29 protein-coding genes are annotated in these 23,117 nt (G+C 57.6%); 19 read left to right on the top strand and 10 right to left on the bottom strand.

All coding sequences use genetic code 11. From position 1 onward, the window contains the following. Positions 1-89 precede the first annotated feature (89 nt). From hisB to pal, 13 genes are all read left to right on the top strand, one after another. The gene (gene hisB, locus AC0V6N_RS10955; RefSeq protein WP_486171590.1) at positions 90-695 is read left to right on the top strand and encodes an imidazoleglycerol-phosphate dehydratase HisB; all 606 of its coding nucleotides are present in this window, start codon (positions 90-92) and stop codon (positions 693-695) included. Further along, entirely contained in the window at positions 688-1,314 is a 627-nt protein-coding gene (gene hisH / locus AC0V6N_RS10950) for an imidazole glycerol phosphate synthase subunit HisH (protein ID WP_486171589.1), read from the top strand. Before hisB ends, hisH begins: the two co-directional genes overlap by 8 nt. Next, positions 1,311-2,039, top strand: coding sequence for a 1-(5-phosphoribosyl)-5-[(5-phosphoribosylamino)methylideneamino]imidazole-4-carboxamide isomerase (hisA, locus tag AC0V6N_RS10945; RefSeq protein ID WP_486171588.1), 729 nt, complete (start codon positions 1,311-1,313; stop codon positions 2,037-2,039). The genes hisH and hisA overlap by 4 nt, the downstream gene beginning before the upstream one ends. Before the next feature lie 2 nt (positions 2,040-2,041). Further along, a complete protein-coding gene (locus AC0V6N_RS10940; RefSeq protein WP_486171587.1) occupies positions 2,042-2,356 on the top strand; it encodes a hypothetical protein in 315 nt (104 codons plus the stop codon). After that, entirely contained in the window at positions 2,353-3,117 is a 765-nt protein-coding gene (hisF, locus tag AC0V6N_RS10935; RefSeq protein ID WP_486171586.1) for an imidazole glycerol phosphate synthase subunit HisF, read from the top strand. Before AC0V6N_RS10940 ends, hisF begins: the two co-directional genes overlap by 4 nt. A gap of 15 nt (positions 3,118-3,132) precedes the next feature. Then, positions 3,133-3,447, top strand: coding sequence for a phosphoribosyl-ATP diphosphatase (locus tag AC0V6N_RS10930; protein WP_486171585.1), 315 nt, complete (start codon positions 3,133-3,135; stop codon positions 3,445-3,447). Next, positions 3,447-3,830, top strand: coding sequence for a histidine triad nucleotide-binding protein (locus AC0V6N_RS10925; protein ID WP_486171584.1), 384 nt, complete (start codon positions 3,447-3,449; stop codon positions 3,828-3,830). The genes AC0V6N_RS10930 and AC0V6N_RS10925 overlap by 1 nt, the downstream gene beginning before the upstream one ends. A 63-nt stretch (positions 3,831-3,893) precedes the next feature. Next, on the top strand, positions 3,894-4,403 hold the full coding sequence (locus tag AC0V6N_RS10920) for a YbgC/FadM family acyl-CoA thioesterase (RefSeq protein WP_486171583.1): 510 nt from the start codon (positions 3,894-3,896) through the stop codon (positions 4,401-4,403). Next, the gene (tolQ, locus tag AC0V6N_RS10915) at positions 4,358-5,125 is read left to right on the top strand and encodes a protein TolQ (protein WP_486171582.1); all 768 of its coding nucleotides are present in this window, start codon (positions 4,358-4,360) and stop codon (positions 5,123-5,125) included. The genes AC0V6N_RS10920 and tolQ overlap by 46 nt, the downstream gene beginning before the upstream one ends. Beyond that, a complete protein-coding gene (locus AC0V6N_RS10910) occupies positions 5,125-5,574 on the top strand; it encodes an ExbD/TolR family protein (RefSeq protein ID WP_486171581.1) in 450 nt (149 codons plus the stop codon). Before tolQ ends, AC0V6N_RS10910 begins: the two co-directional genes overlap by 1 nt. Positions 5,575-5,584: 10 nt before the next feature. After that, positions 5,585-6,424, top strand: a complete 840-nt coding sequence (locus tag AC0V6N_RS10905; RefSeq protein WP_486171580.1) for an energy transducer TonB — start codon at positions 5,585-5,587, stop codon at positions 6,422-6,424. A gap of 2 nt (positions 6,425-6,426) precedes the next feature. Further along, on the top strand, positions 6,427-7,845 hold the full coding sequence (gene tolB, locus AC0V6N_RS10900) for a Tol-Pal system beta propeller repeat protein TolB (RefSeq protein WP_486171579.1): 1,419 nt from the start codon (positions 6,427-6,429) through the stop codon (positions 7,843-7,845). Between the two features lie 64 nt (positions 7,846-7,909). Beyond that, positions 7,910-8,440, top strand: coding sequence for a peptidoglycan-associated lipoprotein Pal (pal, locus tag AC0V6N_RS10895; protein WP_486171578.1), 531 nt, complete (start codon positions 7,910-7,912; stop codon positions 8,438-8,440). Between the two features lie 51 nt (positions 8,441-8,491). On the opposite strand, the gene AC0V6N_RS10890 is transcribed toward pal, so the two are convergent. Further along, complete coding sequence (locus AC0V6N_RS10890; RefSeq protein ID WP_486171577.1) at positions 8,492-8,638, bottom strand: hypothetical protein; 147 nt, start codon at positions 8,636-8,638, stop codon at positions 8,492-8,494. A gap of 169 nt (positions 8,639-8,807) precedes the next feature. Between AC0V6N_RS10890 and AC0V6N_RS10885 the strand changes: the two genes are divergently transcribed. From AC0V6N_RS10885 to AC0V6N_RS10875, 3 genes are read left to right on the top strand one after another with little or no spacing between them, the layout of a single operon-like run. Beyond that, the gene (locus tag AC0V6N_RS10885; protein ID WP_486171576.1) at positions 8,808-9,341 is read left to right on the top strand and encodes a J domain-containing protein; all 534 of its coding nucleotides are present in this window, start codon (positions 8,808-8,810) and stop codon (positions 9,339-9,341) included. Between the two features lie 27 nt (positions 9,342-9,368). Continuing rightward, positions 9,369-9,899: an NADPH-dependent FMN reductase gene (locus tag AC0V6N_RS10880; protein WP_486171575.1), complete on the top strand. Its 531-nt coding sequence runs from the start codon at positions 9,369-9,371 to the stop codon at positions 9,897-9,899. Further along, positions 9,896-10,489 carry a hypothetical protein gene (locus tag AC0V6N_RS10875; RefSeq protein ID WP_486171574.1) on the top strand — a complete coding sequence of 198 codons (594 nt, stop codon included), beginning with the start codon at positions 9,896-9,898 and terminating at the stop codon, positions 10,487-10,489. The genes AC0V6N_RS10880 and AC0V6N_RS10875 overlap by 4 nt, the downstream gene beginning before the upstream one ends. Here AC0V6N_RS10875 and AC0V6N_RS10870 read toward each other — a convergent pair. Together AC0V6N_RS10870 and AC0V6N_RS10865 are read right to left on the bottom strand one after the other, a co-directional pair. Next, the gene (locus AC0V6N_RS10870; RefSeq protein ID WP_486171573.1) at positions 10,446-11,282 is read right to left on the bottom strand and encodes an SDR family NAD(P)-dependent oxidoreductase; all 837 of its coding nucleotides are present in this window, start codon (positions 11,280-11,282) and stop codon (positions 10,446-10,448) included. The genes AC0V6N_RS10875 and AC0V6N_RS10870 overlap by 44 nt on opposite strands. A gap of 43 nt (positions 11,283-11,325) precedes the next feature. Next, positions 11,326-12,642: a cystathionine gamma-synthase family protein gene (locus tag AC0V6N_RS10865; RefSeq protein ID WP_486171572.1), complete on the bottom strand. Its 1,317-nt coding sequence runs from the start codon at positions 12,640-12,642 to the stop codon at positions 11,326-11,328. Positions 12,643-12,877: 235 nt separating this feature from the next. Here AC0V6N_RS10865 and AC0V6N_RS10860 point away from each other — a divergent pair, with 235 nt between their 5' ends. Continuing rightward, positions 12,878-13,237 carry a hypothetical protein gene (locus tag AC0V6N_RS10860; protein WP_486171571.1) on the top strand — a complete coding sequence of 120 codons (360 nt, stop codon included), beginning with the start codon at positions 12,878-12,880 and terminating at the stop codon, positions 13,235-13,237. Between the two features lie 73 nt (positions 13,238-13,310). Here AC0V6N_RS10860 and AC0V6N_RS10855 read toward each other — a convergent pair whose 3' ends face one another. After that, positions 13,311-14,753, bottom strand: a complete 1,443-nt coding sequence (locus tag AC0V6N_RS10855; protein ID WP_486171570.1) for an SLC13 family permease — start codon at positions 14,751-14,753, stop codon at positions 13,311-13,313. Between the two features lie 112 nt (positions 14,754-14,865). Between AC0V6N_RS10855 and AC0V6N_RS10850 the strand changes: the two genes are divergently transcribed. Beyond that, a complete protein-coding gene (locus tag AC0V6N_RS10850) occupies positions 14,866-15,471 on the top strand; it encodes a GNAT family N-acetyltransferase (RefSeq protein ID WP_486171569.1) in 606 nt (201 codons plus the stop codon). Between the two features lie 3 nt (positions 15,472-15,474). On the opposite strand, the gene AC0V6N_RS10845 is transcribed toward AC0V6N_RS10850, so the two are convergent. The 4 genes from AC0V6N_RS10845 to pdeM all read right to left on the bottom strand — a co-directional run bounded on the left by AC0V6N_RS10845 (position 15,475) and on the right by pdeM (position 19,756). Further along, positions 15,475-16,635 carry a DUF547 domain-containing protein gene (locus tag AC0V6N_RS10845; RefSeq protein ID WP_486171568.1) on the bottom strand — a complete coding sequence of 387 codons (1,161 nt, stop codon included), beginning with the start codon at positions 16,633-16,635 and terminating at the stop codon, positions 15,475-15,477. Between the two features lie 154 nt (positions 16,636-16,789). After that, entirely contained in the window at positions 16,790-17,920 is a 1,131-nt protein-coding gene (locus AC0V6N_RS10840) for a DUF547 domain-containing protein (protein WP_486171567.1), read from the bottom strand. A 501-nt stretch (positions 17,921-18,421) separates the two neighbouring features. Then, the gene (infC, locus tag AC0V6N_RS10835) at positions 18,422-18,940 is read right to left on the bottom strand and encodes a translation initiation factor IF-3 (RefSeq protein WP_486171566.1); all 519 of its coding nucleotides are present in this window, start codon (positions 18,938-18,940) and stop codon (positions 18,422-18,424) included. A 96-nt stretch (positions 18,941-19,036) separates the two neighbouring features. Beyond that, positions 19,037-19,756: a ligase-associated DNA damage response endonuclease PdeM gene (pdeM, locus tag AC0V6N_RS10830; protein WP_486171565.1), complete on the bottom strand. Its 720-nt coding sequence runs from the start codon at positions 19,754-19,756 to the stop codon at positions 19,037-19,039. 141 nt (positions 19,757-19,897) lie between these two features. Between pdeM and hemF the strand changes: the two genes are divergently transcribed. Further along, positions 19,898-20,755, top strand: coding sequence for an oxygen-dependent coproporphyrinogen oxidase (gene hemF / locus AC0V6N_RS10825; protein ID WP_486171564.1), 858 nt, complete (start codon positions 19,898-19,900; stop codon positions 20,753-20,755). A 54-nt stretch (positions 20,756-20,809) separates the two neighbouring features. On the opposite strand, the gene AC0V6N_RS10820 is transcribed toward hemF, so the two are convergent. After that, positions 20,810-21,019 (bottom strand): hypothetical protein, encoded by a 210-nt coding sequence (locus AC0V6N_RS10820; protein WP_486171563.1) that lies wholly within the window; start codon positions 21,017-21,019, stop codon positions 20,810-20,812. A gap of 193 nt (positions 21,020-21,212) precedes the next feature. Continuing rightward, positions 21,213-23,057, bottom strand: coding sequence for an ATP-binding protein (locus tag AC0V6N_RS10815; RefSeq protein WP_486171562.1), 1,845 nt, complete (start codon positions 23,055-23,057; stop codon positions 21,213-21,215). Between the last annotated feature and the right edge of the window lie 60 nt (positions 23,058-23,117).

Raw genomic sequence — 23,117 nt, 5'->3', positions numbered from 1 at the left:
TGTTCATTCGGTAAGCTTGCAGTTGGGCCGGCCAAGCTCTGCCATCCAAGTCTTGCACGATATGTCTGCGCGCCTATAGCGCTCTCACTATGACAAGCCCCGCCAGAACCGGATCCGTTCAGCGCAAAACCGCTGAAACCAGCATTGAAATCGCCGTCAATCTTGATGGAACAGGCGTGTATGACGTCTCTACCGGGATTGGCTTCCTCGATCATATGGTGGAGCAGTTTTCGAAGCATTCGCTGATCGATGTGACGATGAAGGTGGCGGGCGATCTGCACGTCGACCAACACCACACAACCGAGGATTCGGCGATTGCGCTGGGCCAGGCTTTGTCCGATGCGCTGGGCGATAAGGCGGGCATTGGCCGTTATGGCAGCGCCTATTCACCCATGGACGAAACGCTCAGCCGCGTGGCACTCGACATTTCGGGACGGCCCTACACCGTGTGGAAGGCAGGTTTCACGCAAGAGAAGTTGGGCGAGTGGGACACTGAGCTGATCCAGCACTGGTTTGAAAGTGTTGCACAATCCACAGGGCTGACGCTGCATATCGAGTTGCTTTACGGTTCCAACAACCACCACATTTGCGAGAGTATCTACAAAGGTTTCGCCCGCGCGATGCGCATCGCGGTGGAGCGAGACCCGCGCAAAGGCGGCGCAATTCCGAGCACGAAAGGGCAGCTTGGTGGCTGAAGTTATCGCCCTTATCGATTATGGGGCGGGCAATCTCCATTCGGTTCACAATGCGCTGAAGGCCGTTGGGGCGGATGTGTCCGTTACCGCTGATGCCAGTGTTGTGCGCGCGGCCGACAGGATCGTGTTGCCCGGTGTCGGCGCGTTCAAGGCGTGCGCGGACGGCTTGCGCGCGGTTCCCGGCATGATCGAGGCGATGACCGAGCGCGTGCAAGTGGGGGCTGCGCCGTTTCTTGGCATTTGCGTCGGAATGCAACTTCTCGCTACGCGCGGGCTGGAGTTCGGCGCTCATGATGGGCTCGGTTGGATCCCCGGCGAGGTGCGCTTGATCGGGCCAAGCGATCCCGCGATCAAAGTTCCGCATATGGGCTGGAACGACGTCGCGCTCTTGCCTCATGCCAAATCGCATGCGGTGATTGAAGACGGTGAGGCTTACTTTCTGCACTCGTATCATTTTGTAGCCGAGCAGCCGCAGGATGTGGCCGCGCTGACCGACCATGGCGAGGGGATCGTTGCGGCGGTCGCGCGCGACAATGTGCTCGGCGTGCAGTACCACCCTGAGAAGAGCCAGGCATACGGCCTTGGGACCCTTGAGAAGTTTTTGGAGTGGAAGCCGTGATCATCTTTCCAGCAATCGACCTCAAAGGCGGCGAAGTCGTGCGGTTGGCCGAAGGCGATATGGACCGCGCGACTGTCTATGGCGATGACCCGGCAGCCCAAGCAATGCTGTTCGCTGAGGCAGGGGCGGAGCATCTCCATGTTGTCGACCTTGACGGCTCCTTCGCAGGCGAGGGACGCAACCGCGAGGCTGTCCAATCCATTATCGAGACCTTCCCTGGCTATGTACAACTGGGCGGAGGCATCCGCGATGCGAAAGCGGTTGAGGACTGGTTCAACCTAGGCGTTGCGCGTGTGGTGATGGGCTCCGCGGCGCTCAAGAACCCTGACTTTGTCAAGGAAATGGCGCGCGAATGGGAAGGCGGCATTGTCGTTGCCGTCGACGCCAAAGACGGCATGGTCGCAACCGAGGGCTGGGCGGAGGTGTCCGATGTTTCCGTTGTCGACCTCGCCCGCCGGTTTGAAGATGCCGGCGTCGCCTCGCTGCTCTTCACCGATATTGGCCGCGATGGCTTGCTCAAAGGCGTGAACATCGACGCAACTGTCGATCTGGCACAGCGCGTAGACATCCCTGTCATCGCCAGCGGCGGGGTAAAGGGCATCGCCGACATCCACGTCCTCTCCGTCCAAGCGCATCTGGGCATTGAAGGCGTGATTACCGGGCGGGCGCTCTATGAGGGCAAGCTGGACCTAGCAGCCGCGATCGCGATGGGGGCGCGGGGGTAGCAATGTATCGCCTGATCGGTGTCCTATTCCTTATCTTGACCGTTTTAGGCGGATTTACAGTTTCAGGTGGTTCGCTGGAGGTTTCACTTATCAACGCTGTGGTGTTTTTGGCGCTCGCGCTGGGGGTAACGCGTTTCCTTGAGCCAAGATTTGGGCAGCAGGGACTGGTATTTGGCATGGGCGGGGCTTTCTTACTCAGTCTGATCTGGCCATTTGCGGTGATGCCATGGCTAGAAGAGAAAGACTGTGAAAAGGTAGAAGGCGAGTTGACCTGCACGACAACCATCGAAGCAAGATCAGAGGCGACAGAACCATGACCGTCCGTATCCGCGTTATTCCCTGCCTTGACGTTGCCGATGGGCGCGTTGTGAAGGGCGTCAATTTCGTCGACCTCAAGGACGCTGGCGATCCGGTGGAACAAGCGCGCGCTTATGATGCGGCGGGCGCGGATGAGCTTTGTTTCCTCGATATTTCCGCCAGCCATGAAGGGCGCGGGACGCTCCTCGATATCGTCAAGCGCACCGCAGAAGTGTGCTTTATGCCTCTCACCGTCGGCGGAGGAGTTCGCAGCGTTGAGGATGCGCGCGCGCTTTTGCTTGCTGGCGCGGACAAGGTTGCGATCAATTCGGCGGCGGTTGCTCGGCCTGAATTGGTAGCGGAGATCGCTGCGCGGTTTGGTTCGCAATGTGTCGTGGCGAGTGTTGATGCGCGGAGGATGGCTGACGGCAAATGGGAAATCTTCACGCATGGCGGTCGCAAGCCCACAGGCATCGACGCGCTTGAATACGCGCAGAAAGTCGCTGAGCTTGGCGCAGGAGAATTGCTTGTCACTTCAATGGATGGCGATGGCACGCAGGCGGGATACGATCTCGAACTCACCCGCGCGATTGCTGACGCGGTGAGCATTCCTGTTATCGCCAGCGGAGGCGTAGGCACGCTCAATCACTTGGTCGAAGGTGTGCGCGAAGGCGGCGCAAGCGCAGTACTGGCCGCGTCAATCTTCCACTTCGGCACCCACTCGATTTCCGAAGCGCATTCAGCATTGCGCGCAGCAGGCTTGCCAGCGCGCGGCGTATAGGGGAATTAGACCCACATGAGCACTCTAGACCGCCTCGAAGCCACTATTGCTGAGCGCATGAACGCTTCGCCCGATACGTCTTACGTCGCCAAGTTGAACGCCAAAGGCGTGGCCAAAATCGCGCAAAAAGTGGGCGAAGAAGCGACCGAAACTGTGATTGCTGCTTTGTCCGGCGATGATCGGGAATTGGTGGGCGAAAGCGCCGATTTGCTTTTTCACTTGATCGTCTTGCTTCAAGCCAAAGGTATATCGCTCGATCAGGTCATGGCCGAATTGGACCGGCGCGAAGGGACGTCTGGCCTCGTGGAGAAAGCATCTAGGAGCGAATAATGCCGATCGACCCCACGCTTCCCTATGATGATGAAAACATCTTCGCCAAAATCCTGCGCGGGGAAATCCCATCGAACAAAGTTTTTGAAGACGAATGGGCTTTCGCGTTCGAAGACATCAATCCGCAGGCGGAGGTTCACACTTTGGTGATCCCAAAGGGCCGCTATGTCAGCTGGGATGACTTCTCTGCTAAAGCCTCTGCTGCAGAAATCGCAGGCTTTATCCGCGCGGTGGGCGAGGTGGCGCGGGCAAAGGGGCTGGTCGAACCCGGATACCGTCTAATGGCCAATATCGGTGCGCATGGCGGGCAAGAAGTGCCGCATCTGCACGTCCATATCTTTGGCGGTCAGCCTTTGGGGCCAATGATTTGGAATAAAAGCTAACCTCTGGTCGCAAATCAGACTCGTTTTGGCGCGGTTCAGGCAAGTTTAGCAAATCACGCTGGCATGGCGGAATCCACTGCGCTAACCACGCACCCAATGGTTAACCCAACACCGAAGCCCCATCCTCCGGGCGGAATCTTTGATGGCTCGCGGCACCTTTATGCGGTGCGCGTATACTATGAAGACACCGACCTTTCCGGCATTACTTACCATGCTAATTATCTGCGCTGGTTTGAACGCGCGCGGTCTGACCTACTGCGGATGCTGAAAATTGATCAGCGCGCTGCGATTGAGGCTGAGGCAAAAGAGGACCAAGGCGCCTATGCGGTGTCCGAAATCAACCTCAAATATCTGCGCCCGGCAAAGCTGGATGATGATGTGGTGATTGAGACGACCTGCACAGAGCTTGGTGCGGCGAGTTGCAGGATGCACCAGATCGCTAGGCGCGGCGAGGATGCGCTATGCGAGGCCACTTTGCGCGTTGGCTTTATCTCATTGGAAGGTCGCCCGCGCAGGCAGCCCGCTGAATGGCGCGCAGCTTTTCAGGAATTGATGAACAGGAAGGACGGGTAAGAGTGCCCTTTGATCTTTTGAATGCTGCCGCGGCCCAAGCGGCTGGTGGGATCGGTCCCACACGGCTTGATCCGATTGAACTGTTTATGGACGCTGATTTCATCGTGAAGGCGGTGATCATCGGGCTGGTTTTTGCCAGTATCTGGACATGGCTTGTGATCGTCTCATCCTCTCTGCGGTTGAGCGGTTCAAACTCAAAGTCGAGGAGCTATGAAAGCGATTTTTGGGAAACCGCTGATCGCGAAGCTGTGCTGTCGAAACGGCAGCGTGCCTCTGTTCCTTCGGCGCGCATTGCAGGTGCGGGACTGGATGAATGGAAGCGCTCGACCAAAGGCACTGCGATAGACCGCGATGCGGCGCGTCAACGGATTGCAGCGGCAATGGAAAGCCAGGTTGCAGCAGAGGCAGACGAGCTTTCAGGGCGTCTCAACGATCTGGCGACTATCGGTTCGGTCGCGCCCTTTGTTGGCCTGTTCGGCACCGTATGGGGCATCATGAACAGCTTCTTCCAAATCGGTGCGCAGCAATCTGCCTCGCTGGCCGTGGTGGCTCCGGGTATTGCAGAGGCGCTGTTCGCAACCGCAATCGGGCTGTTTGCCGCTATTCCTGCGGTGATGGCTTACAACCATTTCAGCAACAGCGTGAACCAATACGAAGCCAAGCTCCAACGCTTTGCGGATAAGGTGCATGCGGGCCTTAGCCGCGAATTGGATAAATCCTAATGGCGATGGGTTTGGCATCTTCTGGACGCAAGCGCGGTCGCCGTTCGCGCCGCGCGGCAATGGCGGAGATTAACGTCACTCCGCTGGTCGATGTGATGCTTGTGCTGCTCATCATCTTTATGGTCACCGTCACGCTTCCGGCTGTAGGCGTCCCTATTGAGCTGCCCGAAAGCCGTGCTGAAGCCGTTGAGGAAGCGCCCACGCAAATCACCATCAGCATCGACAGCGAAGGCCGCGTTTACCTCGAAAATGAGCCGGTCCCCAATGGCGGTGTGCCAGCAGCATTGGCGGCGATTGATCGCAATGGTGCAGGCGAGTTGCCCACCATCGTTCTGCGCGGCGACAGGAGCCTCGATTACGGCAGAGTGATGGCGGTGATGGGAGAGCTGGGCCGTGCAGGTTTCACCTCAATCTCACTAGTCACCGACGGTTCAGTTACCGCGCCATAGCGAGGGAGGAATGGCACACGCAATGTCTCAGGAAATGCCTCGTGCTGGCTTTAGGACCGAGGACGGCATCGGCCTTATCGTGGCGCTTGCGCTGCACGGGGCGCTCTTGGCTTTGCTCGCGCTGCAATTCCTTTTCACAACGCCGCCCCCTTTTTCCTCCGACCGAGTATCGGTGAGCCTCGCGACCGAAGTTAGCCTAGAAAGCACTGCGCCTGATCCTGTGGCTGAAAGCCGCGCTGCGATTGCGCCGACATTGTCTGATGTGCCCGCGCCTGAGGCTGCTCCTGATGAGACAAGCCCAGCGCCCGAGCCCACAAGCGCGCCGCCTCCGCCGCCGACGCGCAGCAACACACGGCAGGCCGACCGCAACACCTCACCGCCGCGCGACCGAAGCCGACCCGATCGCACTCAGTCATCGCCAGCGCCGACGCGCAGCGCTGAGCGTTCTGGTGGCAGCCGCATCGGTGAAAATTTCCTCGAAGGGCAGGGTAGTTCCACGCAGACCGACGAAACCCGTGCTCCAGCCGCAACCTTTGGCAGGCGTGAGCGTGCGGCGCTGTCTTCGGCAATCACCCGCCAGCTTCGCCCAAATTGGAGCGCACCCACCGGTGTTGATGCCGATAAGCTTGTCTCCATCGTTTCATGGCGGCTCAATCAAGATGGCTCGCTGCGTGGTACTCCGACCTGTCGAACCCAGCAAAACAGCATCACGCCATCAAATCAGCCCCAAGTTGCACTCCATTGCGAGCGCGCAATTCGCGCTGTTCGGCGCGCAGCACCTTTCAACTTGCCAGAGCAGTTCTATAGTCGCTGGGACGACCTCGAATGGCAATTCGACAGAAGGCTTTAGGAATGAAGATTAGAACTCTCTTGCCCCTCCTTGCAGCGTTGCTGGCTCTGCCTTTTCATGGGCTCGCCTACGCGCAGAACGAGGATTTGGGCGAGCCGCTGGCCGAAGGAGGCGAGGTTGAAGCGCTTTCGATTGAGGGTGAAGAAGACGATGGCCCATTGCGCGGAACCGTCACCGATGAAAGCGATTGGCAGGACCTTGGCATTGCCATCCCCGCATTCGCCACCAGCCGCGATGTGCCGACCCCGGCCAATGCCGATGGTACAGCTGCATTGGGCCGCGAGGTCGCGCGAGTAATCACCGCAAATCTGCGCAATAATGGCCTGTTTAAACCAACCGGACCTGACAGCCTGCCGACCCCAGAATTTCAACAGGTTCGAAGCCCTGCTTGGGGCAGCTGGAGTGGGCGCGGCGCGGAAATGCTGGTCCATGGTTTTGTGAATGCGGGCAGCAATGGCCGCGTTGTCGTCGGCTGCTACCTCTACGATGTCGCTCTGCAAGATGAGCTGATCCGCGAAGGATACGAGGTGCGCCCAGCAGATTGGCGGCGCGCTGCGCATAAATGTTCTGATCTAATCTATGCCCGGTTGACCGGCGAAGACCCGTTCTTCGATAGCCGCATCGCCTATATCGCTGAGACGGGGCCTAAGGATAACCGGGTCAAGCGCTTGGCCGTGATGGATTCCGACGGCGCAAACCACCGTTTTTTGACGTTGGGCAGCGCGACTGCTCTTACTCCGCGTTACTCACCTGATTATTCGAAAATTCTCTATCTCTCCTATGTCGACGGGAACCCGCGCATCTATGTCTATGACATTGGCAGTGGGCAGCAGACTTTGGTGACTGAGAACCGCAACCCCACGCTTGCCCCCCGCTGGTCGCCTGATGGGCGCAATATCCTTTATTCGATGGCAGTGAACGGCAATACCGACATTTACCGCGTTTCGGTGAATGGCGGTCAAAGCACCAAACTGACGGATGCACCGGGGATCGACATTGGCGGATCATATTCGCCTGATGGATCACGCATTGTCTTTGAAAGCGACCGCTCGGGCTCGCAGCAATGCTATGTCATGAATGCCGATGGCTCAAACCAACGCCGCATTACCTTTTTCGGCGGGCGTTGTGCGACGCCGGAATGGAGCCCGCGCGGTGACCAGATTGCCTTCACGCGCATTGCTGGCGATTTTAATGTTGCCGTCATGACGCCGCAGGGGCGCAACCTGCGCGTGCTGACAGACGGATGGCAGGATGAGGCCCCAACATGGGCACCCAATGGCCGTATCATCCAGTTTTTCCGTACGGCGCGCAATTCTGGCCGTTCGGGCCTTTGGCAGGTCGATCTGACTGGCCGCAATGAACGCCGCCTGCCAACGCCTGTTGATGCCTCAGACCCGGCTTGGGGACCTATTCGCGACTAAGCCACCAATTTGTGTTTCACTCGCCGGAGCGGATTTGCCCGGCCCAATTCGGAGAGCAATACTTATGACTTTCTCCACGCAAAAAGCCGCAACGGCCATCATGCTGACCTCTGCCCTTGCACTGGGAGCTTGTTCGAAAAAGGCGCCAGAGGAACTGCCGCCGCCGCCAGTGACGACGGCAACACCTGCACCGACGCCAACCTCCGCGCCTGTCGCCAATGTGGCAGGGCCGGGCACGCAGGAGCATTTCTCCAATGCTGTGGGTGGATCGTCGATCATCTATTTCGACACCGATCGCTACAATATCGACAGTTCGGACGCAGCTGCTTTGCAGGCTCAGGCGCAGTATTTCGCGCAGTACCCCAGCCTCACCTTCACGATTGAAGGACACGCAGATGAACGCGGCACGCGCGAATACAACCTTGCTCTGGGTGAGCGGCGCGCAAACTCGGCCAAGAACTACCTCGTCAGTCTGGGCGTGTCTGCCGACCGCATCCGTACGCGCAGCTTTGGTAAGGAACGCCCCGTCGCGCTTGGATCAAATGCGGCTGCATGGGCGCAAAACCGCCGAGCCGCGAGCATTGTGATCAACTAAACGTCTTGGAACGGCTCGCTTCTCTGGGAACAGCAGGGGTGGGCCGTTTTCTTAGCCGTCGAGGCCAGCAGACACCTGTGTCTGGACAAAAGCACCCGGAATCGGCTCAGCTGCCATATCCGCTGCGCGCGCAAACAGCACGAGCACCACCAGCGCAAAAGCTGAAAACAGACTGGATATGGTGAGTTGTTGGCTCATTGTGATCCCTAAAGAAGCGCACGCTTTAAGCGCGCACATATGAACAATCTATTGCAATGCAACATTTCACATCGCAACTGGTTCCGAATTCGCTTTAACTGGGTTTGCAACTGGCGCGAACACTCCTAGATTGACAGCGTGATCCACCCGACAAACATCATGTATTTCCGTGCCTAAGGCGACGCGTTCCAACGATTGGGGCTTTCCCCGGTGGCGATCTTACAATTCCTCACGCGAGACAGTGGCTCAGCGTGAATGCGATCGTCATGGTTGCGGTGAGCCGGGCCTGTGCCCCGCGCCCAAATCCCCCAATAGCCCGGACCGCTGGTATTTCTGTCAGGCGCATGCCGCAGAATACAACAAAGGCTGGGACTATTTTGAGGGGCTGGACAAAGAACAAAAGGCCGAACGCGCCAAGGCTGAGCGGCAGGAAAGCGAAGGCTATGCCGAGGCTTCGCATTATGGCTGGACAGGATCAGGCGATGGTTCGCGCAGCGCCGATGAAATGCGTGCGCTTGAACTGCTCGAATTGGAAGCGGACGCGGATTTCAACGCGATCAAGAAAGCCTACCGCGCCAAAGCCAAAGAGGTTCACCCCGATGTGAAACCGGGCGATGAGGAAGCGGCAGCAGAATTTCAGAAACTTCAGCTCGCCTACGAAGTTCTAAGAGTGGGCGAAGAGCGCCGCACTTGGCGCGGCTGAGCCATTTTTCGGAGATCACCAAGACCAATGCGTATCCTTGCCTTTGCCGCCAGCAATTCCTCGACGTCGATCAACCGCAATCTGGTCGAATATGCGGCCAGCCTTGCACAGGATCATGAGATCGAGACGCTCGACATCCACGATTATGAAATGCCGATCTTCAGTGAAGATCGTGAGCGCGAGATTGGCGGAGTTCCGCAATTGGCGCATGATTTCCTTGCGCGGATTGAAGCCGTCGATGCGCTCATGATCTCTCACGCTGAGCACAACGGCGCTTTTCCTGCCAGCTTCAAAAACCTGTTCGATTGGTGCAGCCGATTGGGCCGCGAAGTTTGGCAGGGTAAGAGAATGGCGTTGATGGCTACATCTGACGGTCAAGGCGGCGCAGGCCGCGTGCTAGACTTTGCGGTTAAAGCCGCGCCCAATTTTGGCGGTGAAGTGGTCGGGCACTTGTCGGTCCCGCATTACTCCGACGTGTTCGACGAAGAAGCGGGCAAGCTAACCGACGCTGAACTTGATGCAGCGCTTCGCACATTGGTTGGAAAGCTCGTATCTTGAGCCGAGTTCTAAAGACACGCGCCTTCGCAATGGTGTCTGTCGCAGCCGCGCTGTCCATTGGCTGTTCGCAAACAAGCGCCGCTGAACAGGCTGAACCATCCAGCGCCGCTGCCGAAGCACCGGTCGACCATTCTGAGCATGAGGCGGCGCAAGTCAGCGTCGAAATTCTTCAGATGATTGGTGATGGTGACTACCAAGGCGCCGCCGAATTGACCGACGACCCAGACGAAATGATGCGTCGTATTGCGCAACAGATACGATTCAAAGGCTCGGAACAGACAAGGGCCGAAAATAGGGCCGCAGCGCAAGATCAGCAAATCCGTTCAGTCTCCGTCTCGGGCGATTATGCAATGGTTCTGATTGAGCTGCCTGAAGGAGAATATTCTCCTGTGGCCGCGGAAATCTTTCAACGTGGAGAGGGCGGGGCCTATAAGGCGGTTATGTCTCCAGGGCCGTATATTCCCTGCGATCTGGTCCGCATTTTTTATGTCGAAAAGGGCACTCCGGAAGAGGAAGCTCCTTGCGCTCAATACGGTGACGACGGATCTATCCGTCTTTTTGACTCGCAAAACCCTTCCCCGCAGAATTGATCTCTGGCGCAGGGTTGTCGTTCCACCATGGCGTGTCGGTCCATGGGCGAATGTCAATCTCATGCGTCCAGCAATTGCGCGGTTGCTGGGCAAGGTTCCAATAGGTTTCTGCGATATTGGCTGGGTCAATGACGCCGTCATCGCCCTTCATCGCTTTATAGGCTTCGAATTTGTCGCCTAGCAGCTTGCCCAAAGTGTCGGGCGCATCGACTGATCCATCCACCACGACATGCGCGATATGGACGCCTTGCGGAGCGAATTCGGCGTTGAGCGTTTGGCAAAGCATCCGCCTTCCACCCATCGCCGCTGCGTGGCTATGCTGGCCCGCATTGCCGCGCACCGCAGCCGTGGCAGAGGTGACCAGCATCGTGCCGTGCCGCCCACTCTTTGCCCGCTCAACCATCGCCGGGAACATTGCGTGCGCCAAGCGGAACAGGCCAAAGCAACCCAGCCTCCAGCCAAGCTCAAATGTGCGATGTGGGGTGTCGAGCAAGGGGCGGTTCCCGATCTGCGCGCCCAGATTGTAGAGTGCTGTATCAATAGGCCCGATATCGCGCTCAGTGCGCTGCACTAGCTCCTCTATCGAGCCATCATCGCTGGCATTCACCAAAGCGCCTGACGCGCTGCCGCCCGCTTCCTCGATCTGCCCGACCAGCCTTTGCAAGCCCTCTTCATCATAGCGCCTTGCCAGTACGGCATGGTGCCCTTCAGCTGCAAAGCGCGCAGCGACATTGCCGCCAATCCCCGCGCCCGCGCCAAGGACCAGACACACTGGCTTTCTGGTATCAGTCATCTCAAACTCCCGCAGCTTGTCGCTCGCGAGAGTAGGAGCATGATCAAACGTGGTCCAGCGCCTGAGCAAAGTCGGCGATCAGGTCGCCGGCATCCTCGATCCCGATGCTGATCCGCACGAGACTGTCCGTGATGCCAAGCGCGGCCTTGCGTTCATCGGGCACGGAAAGGTGTGTCATCGAAGCAGGGTGGCTGGCCAACGTCTCTGTCCCGCCCAGGCTAACGGCGAGCTTTGCTATTTGCAGGTTGTCGAGGAAGCGGAAGCACTCTGCCTCACCGCCATCGATGAAGACGCTGAACGTGCTGCCTGCGCCAAGGCAATGACGGTCATAGATGTCCTGTTGCCGGGCGTCTTCGATCATGCCGAGATAGCCGAGACCGGTGACCTTGGGGTGCTCTTTCAGGAAAGCGCAAACTTCTTGCGCATTCTCGTCTGCGCGCTGCATGCGCAGCTCCACTGTCTCAAGCGAGCGCAGCAGCATCCACGCCGTGTTCGGATCGACGATCCCGCCCATCGTGTTGCGCAGTGCGCGCACCGGGTCCATCCACTTCTTCGCGCCAGCAATGCTGCCTGCGACAAGGTCGGAATGGCCACCCACATATTTGGTCAGTGAGTAGGCGACAATGTCCGCGCCGTGTTCCAGTGGGCGTTGCCATAGAGGGCCGAGGAAGGTGTTGTCGATGGCGATCGGGCAGGGCCATTTGAGGTTCGCATCGCGCGCTTCGCGAACCGCCTGCACATCAACAAGTGCATTGGTCGGGTTGCCGGGGCTTTCGAGGTAGATCATCGCGACCTTGCCCCCATTTTCGCCCGCTTGGCATTTGGCGCGCTTGATCACTTCGTCGAGTTCCTCTGGCGTCGCGCCTGCGGGGAAGTCGATATAGGTCACACCAAATTTCGACAGCACCTTGGCCACAAACCCTTCGGTTGCAGCGTAAAGCGGCCCTGAATGCACGATCACATCCCCTGCGCTCGCATAGGCCATCATCAGGATGCAAATCGCGGTCATCCCGCTGGAGAAGGTCAGCGCGTCCTCAGCACCGTCCCAGATCGCCAATCGGTCTTCGAGGATCTCTTGGTTCGGTCCATTAAAGCGCGAATAGACGAGGCCCTCTGCGCCGCCTTCGCGCTTGCCCGTGATCCCTTCAAAGTGACGCTTGCCTGCCGCTGCGTTTTCAAAAGCGAAGGTGGAAGTGAGGAAAATCGGAGCCTTCAGTGATCCTTCCGACAGAGCCGGATCAAAGCCGTGGCCCATCATTAGCGTCGATGGCTTTAGCGGCTTTCCGCCAATCTCGGTGCGCACAGGCTTTGGCTTGCGGCGAGGAGTGGGGGTGTCAACCGGATCAATAGCATCGGTCATGCGCCGATTTCCTTCCTAACAAACGCTCCTAGGAAGGCAGAAGCTATTGAAAGGACCAGTGAGGCACCCGCTTCTAACCTCCGCAGAAGCGCCTCTCCCCAAAGGCCCGTGCAATAGATTTTGGATACGAGCGATTGGTTACAGGTGCAACCGGTTTTGCTGCGTGGGGCTGTGGATTGCTGGGGTCCGTGAGGAGCCGCTTTGGTCGGGTAATAGCGTGTGATAGCAAAGGCATATGAAACGCGCCGCTTTCCTAGTCGCTTTGATCGCCATCACCCAAGGATGCCAACCTGCCGGTTTTGAGGTAACCCCATGTCAGCAAGGCGGGGCGGTCGCGTTTGCAATTTCCAATACGCAAGACTTCTTTAGTAGTGATCCGACGCGGCCAGATTATGTCTGGGTCGCGATGCTTCCCGATGGGCCGGGTCATGACAAGCCGTCAGAAATTGTCTGGCGGGCCGACTTCTTGGCCAACGAAACAGAGGCCTACGAAAACCGGCCCGCCATTGCATTTCTGCAATACGGAGATGCGCTGCCCCACTGGCAGACTTCGCAAGAGGCGCAGCGCTTGTGGAGGGCATGCAATATGAAGTGATGATCGGCGATGGGTTCAGCAGCGGCGGCACGCTCTTCCAAAATGATGCGAGCCTGCCAGCTTGCGATACGCTTTAGCCGATACCCGCCACTAACCACACCAAAGCAACGATCAGCACGATCCCGATCAGATCGAGCACGATGCCCGCGCGCACCAGCCGCTCAATCCTGAGGCGCCCGGTCGCCCACGCAATCGCATTTGGCCCTGTGCCTGCGGGCAGGATAAAGCCCCAGCTCGCTGCAAGCGCCGCTGGCATCGCGATAAGGATTGCGTTCTCCCCGAGGCCCAGGGCTGCGGCAAGGCTGGCGACGACGGGAATGATGGCAGAAGCGGTTGCGACATTGCTCGCAAATTCTGTGACCAGCACCACCATTGCCACAATCGCGAGGCCCATCAGGAACAGCGGCACGGCGTCGAGGGGCAGCAGCGCATTGCCCAGCCATTCGGCTAGCCCCGATGCCTGCATGCCAGCAGCCAGCGCCAAACCGCCGCCAAACATCAGGATTACGCCCCATGGCGCGCGGTCGGCCTCTTGCCATTTGAGCATCGGGCGACCTGTTCCATCGGGTAGAAGGAACAGCGCGAGGGCGGCGATCACCGCGATGGTCCCGTCGGTCCAGCTTCCCTCTGGCAGGTAAGGCGCGACCCAACGCCGCGTCATCCAAAGCGTGAAGGTGATGGCGATGATCGGAACCAGCCGCCGCTCCGCGCTCGACCATGCGCTTGCATCATCGATGGCAGTGCGGGCAGCGGCCACGTCAAACGGATACGCTGCCACTCTCTGCACGCGCGAAATGACAAAAGCGGCGAGCGGCACACCGATCAGTACCACGGGCAAACCGTAAGCCATCCAGCCCGCAAAGGTGATCTGCAATCCGATCATATCGTCGAGCAATTGCACAGCGATGCCATTAGTGGGGGAGCCAACAATCGTGCCAAGTCCGCCAATAGTCGCGGCAAAAGCGATCCCCATAGGGAGCGCACCGTAGAGCCCTGAAGTCTCGATTTCTGCCTCACCTGTCTCGGCCTGCGCTTCCATCGCGGTACCTCCAGCCAGTACCGCGAGAGCCATCGGCATCATGATCAGAGTGGTCGATGTGTTTGAGATCAGCATCGAAAGGATCGCAGCCGACACCATGAACGCAAGCAGCAGGCGCGCTTGTCCACCCTCCGACCCGATCGCTTTCAAGATAGCGAGGCTCAGCCGCCTGTGCAGCCCTGTCCTCTCAATCGCCAGCGCGATGAAGGCACCGCCAAGCAGCAGGAACAGGATCGGCGCGTAGTAAGCGCTCGCCGTGGCGCGGGCATCCATCACGCCTGCCAAGGGCAAGATGATAAAGGGCAGGAGGGCGGTGACAGCCAGCGGAACCGCCTCTGTCATCCACCACGCCGCCATCCAAATGACGAGCCCTGCAACCAGCCAAGCCTCGCCGCTCATCCCAGCAGGGGCAGGCGCAAGAGCGGTGATTGCAAAGGCGAGCGGGCCAAGGGCAAGGCCGATCATGCGCGCGGTCATGGTGTGTTGTTTTCTCCCTACAGGCACACTGCCAGCTTCGTCGATGAGCGCAAGGTGTCACAGGCATGAGGCACTTTGCTTTCCGCCGAATTATTGCGCTACGACAATCAAGATGAACCAAGAGCGCCCCATTTTGTCGAAGGGTCCGGCTGAAAGTCCAGACCGCATCGTCGCCACGCTGGCTACCGCGTTTCAGGATGATCCGGCGCTTGTGTGGATTCTGCCTGACCCGGACAAGCGACGCGCTGTTTTGCCGCGCTTCTTTGCAATTATGGCCGAGCAATCGCATCGCCATGGCCAAGTGCTCGCCTCAGAGGATGCTGGTGCAGCTTCGCTCTGGTATCCGCCAGGGAATGTCACGGACGGGGTCTTTGCCTCCACTTGGGACAATCTGCGGTTGCTCGGCGTGTTTGGCGGCGCATTGTCGCGCGGGTTGAAGGTGGCAGATGCCATGTATGCCCGCCATCCGCGCCCGCAGAGCCATTCCTATCTGCGCTATGTCGGCGTTACGCCTGAAGCTCAGGGAAAGGGTTGGGGCGGAGCTGTGATCCGTGCCGGTATTGCTCGCGCTGCCGAAGAAGCGCGCGGTGTGCTGCTTGAAACCGCGACGCCCAGTAATGTCGCGATCTACACAAGGTTAGGATTTGAGGTCACAGCTGAATGGGACGTGCCAGATGGTGGCCCACATTTCTGGACCATGGTTCGCCCCGCGAGCTGAGAATTACTCGACCGCGTTCTTGTTCGGTGGATCGCCCGGCAAGTCAATATTGGAGAAAATGACACGGCCTGTCCGTTCTCCATTGCCTTCCATCACTCTAAGCTTTCGAAGGCGCTCACTCAGCAACTGTTTCATTGCATAGGGAATCCGTAAGGAAGCGACTTCAAACTCATCCTGCACAAACAGGTAATTCGCTTGGCGGGCACCGCCTGACATATCGGCAACATCCCATTCGCGGATTGAGGCGCGCACAATGTTGGTTTCGCCCAATATCCCTATCACCTCTTCATCGGCATATTCTGCTAGATGCGCGCGTAAATCGTTCTCGAAATCAGAGAAAAAAAAGGCCCGCGTCTCTTCATACAGTGTTGACACATCAAGCCGGTCGCCGCGTTTTTGCGTGCCGCGCAGCGAGTTTACAAAATCCCCCGCCGCAAGGTCCAAAAGCGAGCCGACATTCGAACCAGTATAGGCCATGGGTTCAAGCGCTGGTCCGCCTATCTCTCCGCGCCAAAAGCCGTAGATGACCTTAGGACTGCGCCAATTGGCATAGACGATGTTCTCGCGAATATCGCGGGGGCTCATGGCGACACCGGACACGGTGATGAACTTCGCCTCGTCCAGCGGTGCGTCATCAATTTCCAGTTCGCGCGGCTGGCGAACGGGCCATTGCAGAGCAATCTGCTCAACCATCGCGACATTGTGCAGGTTGATCCAGAATGCGAGTTGTTCGTTGCGGGGCAGGGTTGAGATGTCGAGATCGGTTGCGATCTGTTCCAAGTCTTCGCGATACTCAGTGAAGCTTGCAATCATATCGCGCTCAAGAAAGGAAAAACCAACCAGCGACCCCTCGAGCCGGTAGCGTGAATTGTGCCCCTGGCGCGTGCGCGTGCCCAATACTGGGTCAGGACGCCGCGCCGTTTTGCGATTGGGCGGGCCCATGGGCACTACTATGTTTCTGAGCGCAAAATCCCAAATGCTGTAGTCCAGTCGGTGCCGAACGGGGTTTTCAGTGGGAACGAAGATCGAAAAGAGGGATGCCTCAGCAGTTGTAGGCGAGACACGGGATTGTTCTTCGAACTCCTGAACCTCAGCCGTCAGAGGTGTCGCAGCAATTGCGAGTATGGATGCCAGCCCCATTGATAGAACGCCGTTCTTATTCATAACTTCCGCCCCTAAGTTCGAAAGCATTAGGGGAAAAACTACCAATTATCAATTGCGTGCTACTTACAAGCAGCGCGTAAAAACAGAATGCCCGCTTGACCAAGTGGTCAGGCGGGCATCAAAATTCACCGAGAGCAAAAAAGACTGAGCGAGCTTACTCGATCTCGCCCTTGTCATCGGGATCGCCGGGTAGATCAATATTGCTGAATGTGACTGTGCCAGTGCGGCCCTGACGAATGATCCGCTGGAATTTCTCTTCGCGCTGAGCGAGTAGGCGCGCCATGCTTTGCGGGATGCGGAAGCTCACCTGATCGCCATCTTGCGTGATGTTTTGATAGGTTGGCTCACGTACGCCGCCGGCCAGGTCAGCGATGTCATATTCGCGCACACTGGCATCAATACGGCTTGTTCCACTGAGGATCTCTGACGTGTCTTCATCAGCGAATTGCGCGAGATGTGCGCGCAGGTCGCCGTCAAAATTGGGGAAGTAAAAGCCAGCAACCTCTTCATACAGCTCAGCAACTTCCAAAGTGCTGCCGCGTTTTTGTGTGCCACGCAGCGAATTTACGAAATCGCGCGCGCCGCGGTCAAGCAGGCGGCCAACATTGTCTGCATTGAATGCCTCGCGCTGAAGGGACGGGCTGCCAATCTCACCGCGCCAAAAGCCATAGATTACGCGCGGATCGCGCCAGTTGGCAAAGACGATTTTCTCGCGAATATCGCGTGGGGAAAGAGCAATGCTTTCCACCGTGATAAAGCGCGCCTCGTCCATAGGGACGCCGCCAATTTCAATCTCGCGCGGCTGGCGTATTGGCCATTCATTGGCGATCTGTTCGATGATTGCGACGTTATGGAGATTGATCCAATAGGCGAGCTGTTCGTTGCGTGAAAGCGATTGAATATCGACCTGATCGGCCACGCTTTCTAGGTCGCGACGATACTCGCTAAAACTAGCGATTACGTCGCTGTCGAGGAAGCTGAACATGATCCGCGTGCCTTCAAGGCGATAGCGTGAGACATGACCATACTGACGACGCGTACCAAAGCTGCCATCGGGACGACCGGCGCTTTGGCGCAGGCTCGGGCCCATTGAGATCACGATATTCTGCATCGCTTCATCCCAGATCGAATAGTCGATGCTGTGCCGGATGGGTTCGCCAGTGGGAGCAAAGGTTTCAAACTGGGGGTCAACAGTCTGGCGCGCATCCTGCGCGAGCGTAGGAGCAGCGCTAAGGGCCAGCGCAGAGGTTGCGGCAAGGGAAGCAATTACCTGAAAACGGGGCATATCAAGCAGTCCTGTGTCGAATGCGCTTACCCTCTTGTAAACGGGGCTTCGCGGGGATTTTGCCCCGCACAATCGCGATCGTAGGCGCGACTATGGGGCGTAGAGGGTGTTTGTGAGGCGCCGGACGGGCCATTAGCGGGGAATCACTCCAAACGGGCCAAGGAGTGCCTTCGTTTAGAAGGACAGCCAATCCCACACCTCACGTGCTAGTCTATAGATTGATAAGAAAGGGATTTGTTCCCGGTTATCGGATGTGGTGTGTTATTCGTCGAATACAGTGGCTGGCTTTGCGCCCACAAGCGCGGGATACGGGCCATCCGGCTCGCCTGGCTTACTTCTCATAGGCTTGGGAGGGCGGCCGCTCTTGCGACGTCCTTTGTGTAGATCCGGCATCTGAGCGCTCTAGTAGGCACCTCGCTCCCGCAACGCACAAAGGTTAGGGGCGAAAGCGCCAAATGCTCTCGCCCCTATATTTAATTGCTGGTGCCATTGCCTTGGCGCTTACTTCGGTGCGAGCACCATCAGCATTTGGCGGCCTTCGAGCCTTGGGAAGGCTTCTACCTTGGCGGTTTCTTCCACGTCGGTTTGCACGCGTTTGAGCAGGTCCATGCCCAGATGCTGGTGCGCCATTTCACGGCCACGGAAGCGCAAGGTCACTTTCACCTTGTCGCCTTGATCGATGAACTTGTTCACGTTGCGCATTTTCACGTCATAATCATGCGTGTCGATATTGGGACGCATTTTGACTTCTTTGATGTCCTGCGTCTTTTGCGTTTTGCGCGCAGCATTGGCCTTTTTTTGGGCCTCATACCGATATTTGCCAACATCGAGGAATTTGCACACGGGCGGGTCCGCATTGGGGGACACTTCAACAAGGTTTAGGCCTTTTTCATTGGCCTGCTCCATAGCTTCGCGGGTGAACATAACGCCAAGGTTCTCGCCTTCGTCATCAATGACGCGGACTTTGGGAACCTGGATAAAAGTGTCGTAACGAGGGCCGCTTTTCGTAGGCGGGGCCATCTGACGCCGAGGTGGACGGGCTATTTGGTTTCTCCTGTTTAGCCTGAATGATTGTTCATAATGTAGAGATTCGGGCAAGCAATTTCCAGATGAGTCTTACGCTGCCTCACGATAAAGCGGGAATGTGACCAATTTACCCTTTGCCGGCAGCACAGCATCGATCCGTTGCGCAGGGCTAAGCGCCTGTTTGATCTCTGGCGCGCCTGCATCCATGCCGCCTGTGTAAGCGCCAAAGGCAGGCAGGATCATGCGGTCAGGTCCATCTTCAGACCGGCTGACAACACCGCAAGGCCGCGCGATATGGCGACCCTGCACGCGCACTCGCATCTTGGGGTGGTAGTGCCCGGATAGCTCAGGCCGGACCTCGCCCGGTTGAGCCTCGTGGCGCAGCACGATCCCGCTGATTTCAAGCTCACTGGTGATATGCGCGCCAAAACCGCGCCCCATTTCCTCGTCATGATTGCCGGTGATCCAGACCCAATCGAGGCTGCGGATCAGCCCTTCGAGCATGCCGCTTGCATATGCGTCGAGCCGCGAAGTGCCTGCATCATCGTGAAAATTGTCACCCAGAGTGATCACCCGGCGCGCGCCTGTCGCTTTCACCTGATCGGCAATCCGCTCCAACGTTTCGCGGCTGTCATAGGGGGGCAACATCTGGCCCGTTCGAGCATACCAGCTGCCCTTTTCCAGATGCAAGTCGGCGACCAATAGTGCGTTCTCTCGCGGCCAATACAGCGCGTTTGCCTTAGTCAGCACCAATTCTTCGCCTGCAAATTCAAGCGCGGCAGAATCGGAAGGGAACGAAACGGGAACCATACGCCCCCTCTGCCTTGCGCGAATGACTTTGGCAAGGGTGACAGCGGAGCGATTACAGGGATTTGATCCGTGTCAAATCCCGTTGACACCCCTGCCGTAATGTTCATGGTCGCAGGTCACGGATTGAGGGACGAAAGACGTATGAGCGATTGGGCCAGCCACACAGGGCGCGCAAAAGAATGGTTTGAGAGCTTGCGGGACCAGATTTGCGCCGCGTTTGAAGCGATTGAGCGCGATGCAGGGTCCGATGCAAGCTTTACCTATACCCCTTGGGACCGCGAAGAAGAGGGCAATGATGATCCCGGTGGCGGGGTTCAAGGCTTGATGAAAGGCAAGGTGTTTGAGAAAGTCGGCGTCAACGTTTCCACCGTGCGCGGTTCGTTCTCGCAGGCATTTGCCGATCAAGTGAACGGCGCGAGCGCTGAGCATCCAGAATTCACCGCGACCGGCATTTCACTGGTCGCGCATATGGCAAACCCGCACGTGCCTGCGGTGCATATGAATACTCGGTTTCTAACCACGCAATCGGCATGGTTTGGTGGCGGCGCGGACCTCAATCCCCCGATCCCTTACGAGGAAGACACTCAGGAATTCCACGCCAGTATGCGGGCTGCCTGTATGGCGCACAACCCGACCTATTATGACCGGTACAAGAAATGGGCAGATGACTATTTCTACATCCCTCACCGCGAAACCCATCGCGGCGTTGGCGGGATATTCTACGACCATCTGGCCTGCGACGATGATCCAAGTTTCGACCGCAACCTCGCCTTCACTCAGGATGTCGGCAAAGCGTTTCTCGATATCTACCCCAAGCTGGTTCGCAAGCGGATGGAGAGTGACTTCACTGACGCAGACGAGCTGGCGCAGCTCGAATACCGCGGGCGCTATGCTGAGTTTAACTTGGTCTATGATCGCGGCACGATTTTTGGACTGAAAACCGGCGGCAATATCGATGCGATCTTAATGAGCCTGCCGCCGCGCGCAGTATGGACTTGATTGCTTGACAAAGGAGTAATGGTGGAGGCGTTACGCCCCCACCACTTATTCCCATCAAGGTGGATAGGGAGGCTCACCCCCTGGATCGGGGAAAACCACATACACCCATTCCCCGCCAATGTTCATGAACCCTTCACAGGTCACGCCGTTACAGATTAGCCCCGCTGGTGGCGGCGGGTCCGGCTCGTTCGCGGCGAGTGCACTTGGCAGAGCGAATGCAGACGTGACAACAGCCATTGCTGCGATCAATTTGCTCGTTTTCATCGTCTTCTCCTTGAGCGTGTCGCGGGGGAATGCCTGCGACACAAAAAACTCTCATAGGAAGCGCAATTCGACAAACCATACATTGGTGTTTTAAGTCAAAATGCCGCGAAATTGCGATGAATACTTGAATTCTATTTATTGCTTAGCCAGCCATCCATTCGGCGAATCGAATTTGACTACCGACAGGCAATCGTCAGGCGGCTGATGCGTGTGGTTTGTATATCGGCACCCAGCGCTCCAATTCTGCGGACAGCTGATCCATTGAAAGCGGCTTTGCCAAATGCGCTTGCATTCCGCTTGAAAAACATCGCTCGACATCATCTGCAAAGGCATTGGCAGTCACAGCGATAATGGGCAGATCGTCCTTCGAAATTCCGGCGGATCGTATGCGCCGGGTTGCCTCGATCCCATCCAGTTTGGGCATTTGCAAATCCATCAAAACCGCATGATAAGGTTTGCCTATGGCCAGCGCCTGATGCACCATCGCGACGGCTTCTTGACCGTCCTTCGCACAGTCAACTTCAATCCCGAGATGATCCATCATTTGGACTATCAGCTCACGATTGATTTCAAAGTCTTCAGCCAAAAGGATGCGCGGTGACCGGGTATTCGCGCCGCTGCCTGAGAGTGAAGTTTCGTATCGCTCCCCAGGCGCCCTGGCCGTGTTCTGCATCGATCGTCTCTGTGGCGCTTGGGCTTCGACCAATGGCAAAACCAGAGTGAATGTTGATCCTTTGCCTTGCGTGCTCTCGACCAGCAGCCGCCCTTGCATCAATTCTGCAAGATTGCGGCTGATCGGCAGGCCAAGCCCGGTCCCTTCGCTGCCTGCATAGCCTGGGCTCGATTCCTGAGTGAACGGGTCAAAGATGCGTTCCAGCATATTAGGTGCAATTCCGGGTCCTGTGTCCTGAACGCTGAAATGCAGACATTCGCCTTTGAGTTGCAGTCCAAGTGTCACGCTGCCCTTGCTCGTCATGCGAACCGCGTTGGCGAGCAGATTAGACAAGATCTGGCGTAAGCGCAGGGGATCGCTTTTGAAGAAATCGGGAACATCGGGCGCAATGTCCTTTGCGATACGCAGGCCTTTGCCCTCAGCTTCGCCGGAGAACCCGCGCAGCACGCTTTCAATCAATTCGTATGTCACAATGCGAACCGATGCAATTTCCGTCCGGCCAGCCTCGACCTTGGTGAAATCAAGGATGTCGTTGAGCAAAGCCTGAAGCGAATGGCCGGAATCCAGGATGAAGCGCACCTTGGCCTCTTGTTCGGGCGTAAGGTCGCTTTTTGCCAGCAATTCGGCAAAACCGATCAGCCCGTTCATCGGTGTGCGGATTTCGTGGCTCATGCGGGCTAGGAACATGCCCTTTGCCCGGACCAGCGCGAGGGCATCTTCGCTTGCCTGACGCAGTTCGGCCTGCATGTTTTCTTCGCCCGTGCGATCTTTGAACACCCCAAACAATGCGACCGGCGTGCCGTTGTTGTCCAGTTCCACACTGGCACCCGATTCCACGTGACGCAGACAGCCTTTGCTATCGATCAGGCGCGCCTTGAACGATTGGAATTGCCCGGTCTTGCGCGCTTCATCAATCGAACGGACCACGGTTTCGCGATCCCCTTCGTGATAATAATTAAGCGCATCTTCGAGCCGTGGCGGTGTGCCGGGTTCCAGCGCGTGGATCGCATAAGTGGCATCGGACCAGAACACCTCGTTGGTCGCCAGATCGAGCCGCCAATGACCGATATTGGTCTGCGCTTCGGTTAATTCGAGCCAACGGATCTGGTCTTTGAGTCGGCGCATGGCCGCTGAAGACTTGGCCGATTGATGAGCGATCCGGGTACGCATTGTGAATTCACGCAGAGCGATTGCAAGACCAGCCAGACAGGCTGCGATCAAGGCGGGTGATACGGGCAGAGCGCTCAAGAACGGCGACACCACATCCATCACGACCAGAACGGCGGCCATCATCGCGCAGATAAGCGCAGCAATGTCAGCTATGCTGATATCGGGGTTGGATAATGGGGCGTTGATTTCGCGCATACATGCACGGGTACAACATACATCATTGAGACCGTTTTGAGCCTGCCTTAGGGTATATGC

It is taken from the genome of Erythrobacter sp. S57(2025) (genome assembly GCF_057365055.1).
Note: the sequence above shows the minus strand (reverse complement) of the source record. Positions and strands in the feature narration are given on the sequence as shown.

Coding starts and splice junctions, on each gene's coding strand:
- hisB (WP_486171590.1), top strand. CDS start 90: ATGACAAGCCCCGCCAGAACCGGATCCGTTCAGCGCAAAACCGCTGAA.
- AC0V6N_RS10940 (WP_486171587.1), top strand. CDS start 2,042: ATGTATCGCCTGATCGGTGTCCTATTCCTTATCTTGACCGTTTTAGGC.
- hisF (WP_486171586.1), top strand. CDS start 2,353: ATGACCGTCCGTATCCGCGTTATTCCCTGCCTTGACGTTGCCGATGGG.
- AC0V6N_RS10930 (WP_486171585.1), top strand. CDS start 3,133: ATGAGCACTCTAGACCGCCTCGAAGCCACTATTGCTGAGCGCATGAAC.
- AC0V6N_RS10925 (WP_486171584.1), top strand. CDS start 3,447: ATGCCGATCGACCCCACGCTTCCCTATGATGATGAAAACATCTTCGCC.
- AC0V6N_RS10920 (WP_486171583.1), top strand. CDS start 3,894: ATGGCGGAATCCACTGCGCTAACCACGCACCCAATGGTTAACCCAACA.
- tolQ (WP_486171582.1), top strand. CDS start 4,358: ATGGCGCGCAGCTTTTCAGGAATTGATGAACAGGAAGGACGGGTAAGA.
- AC0V6N_RS10910 (WP_486171581.1), top strand. CDS start 5,125: ATGGCGATGGGTTTGGCATCTTCTGGACGCAAGCGCGGTCGCCGTTCG.
- AC0V6N_RS10905 (WP_486171580.1), top strand. CDS start 5,585: ATGGCACACGCAATGTCTCAGGAAATGCCTCGTGCTGGCTTTAGGACC.
- tolB (WP_486171579.1), top strand. CDS start 6,427: ATGAAGATTAGAACTCTCTTGCCCCTCCTTGCAGCGTTGCTGGCTCTG.
- pal (WP_486171578.1), top strand. CDS start 7,910: ATGACTTTCTCCACGCAAAAAGCCGCAACGGCCATCATGCTGACCTCT.
- AC0V6N_RS10890 (WP_486171577.1), bottom strand. CDS start 8,638: ATGAGCCAACAACTCACCATATCCAGTCTGTTTTCAGCTTTTGCGCTG.
- AC0V6N_RS10880 (WP_486171575.1), top strand. CDS start 9,369: ATGCGTATCCTTGCCTTTGCCGCCAGCAATTCCTCGACGTCGATCAAC.
- AC0V6N_RS10870 (WP_486171573.1), bottom strand. CDS start 11,282: ATGACTGATACCAGAAAGCCAGTGTGTCTGGTCCTTGGCGCGGGCGCG.
- AC0V6N_RS10865 (WP_486171572.1), bottom strand. CDS start 12,642: ATGACCGATGCTATTGATCCGGTTGACACCCCCACTCCTCGCCGCAAG.
- AC0V6N_RS10860 (WP_486171571.1), top strand. CDS start 12,878: ATGAAACGCGCCGCTTTCCTAGTCGCTTTGATCGCCATCACCCAAGGA.
- AC0V6N_RS10855 (WP_486171570.1), bottom strand. CDS start 14,753: ATGACCGCGCGCATGATCGGCCTTGCCCTTGGCCCGCTCGCCTTTGCA.
- AC0V6N_RS10850 (WP_486171569.1), top strand. CDS start 14,866: ATGAACCAAGAGCGCCCCATTTTGTCGAAGGGTCCGGCTGAAAGTCCA.
- AC0V6N_RS10845 (WP_486171568.1), bottom strand. CDS start 16,635: ATGAATAAGAACGGCGTTCTATCAATGGGGCTGGCATCCATACTCGCA.
- AC0V6N_RS10840 (WP_486171567.1), bottom strand. CDS start 17,920: ATGCCCCGTTTTCAGGTAATTGCTTCCCTTGCCGCAACCTCTGCGCTG.
- infC (WP_486171566.1), bottom strand. CDS start 18,940: ATGGCCCCGCCTACGAAAAGCGGCCCTCGTTACGACACTTTTATCCAG.
- pdeM (WP_486171565.1), bottom strand. CDS start 19,756: ATGGTTCCCGTTTCGTTCCCTTCCGATTCTGCCGCGCTTGAATTTGCA.
- hemF (WP_486171564.1), top strand. CDS start 19,898: ATGAGCGATTGGGCCAGCCACACAGGGCGCGCAAAAGAATGGTTTGAG.
- AC0V6N_RS10820 (WP_486171563.1), bottom strand. CDS start 21,019: ATGAAAACGAGCAAATTGATCGCAGCAATGGCTGTTGTCACGTCTGCA.
- AC0V6N_RS10815 (WP_486171562.1), bottom strand. CDS start 23,057: ATGCGCGAAATCAACGCCCCATTATCCAACCCCGATATCAGCATAGCT.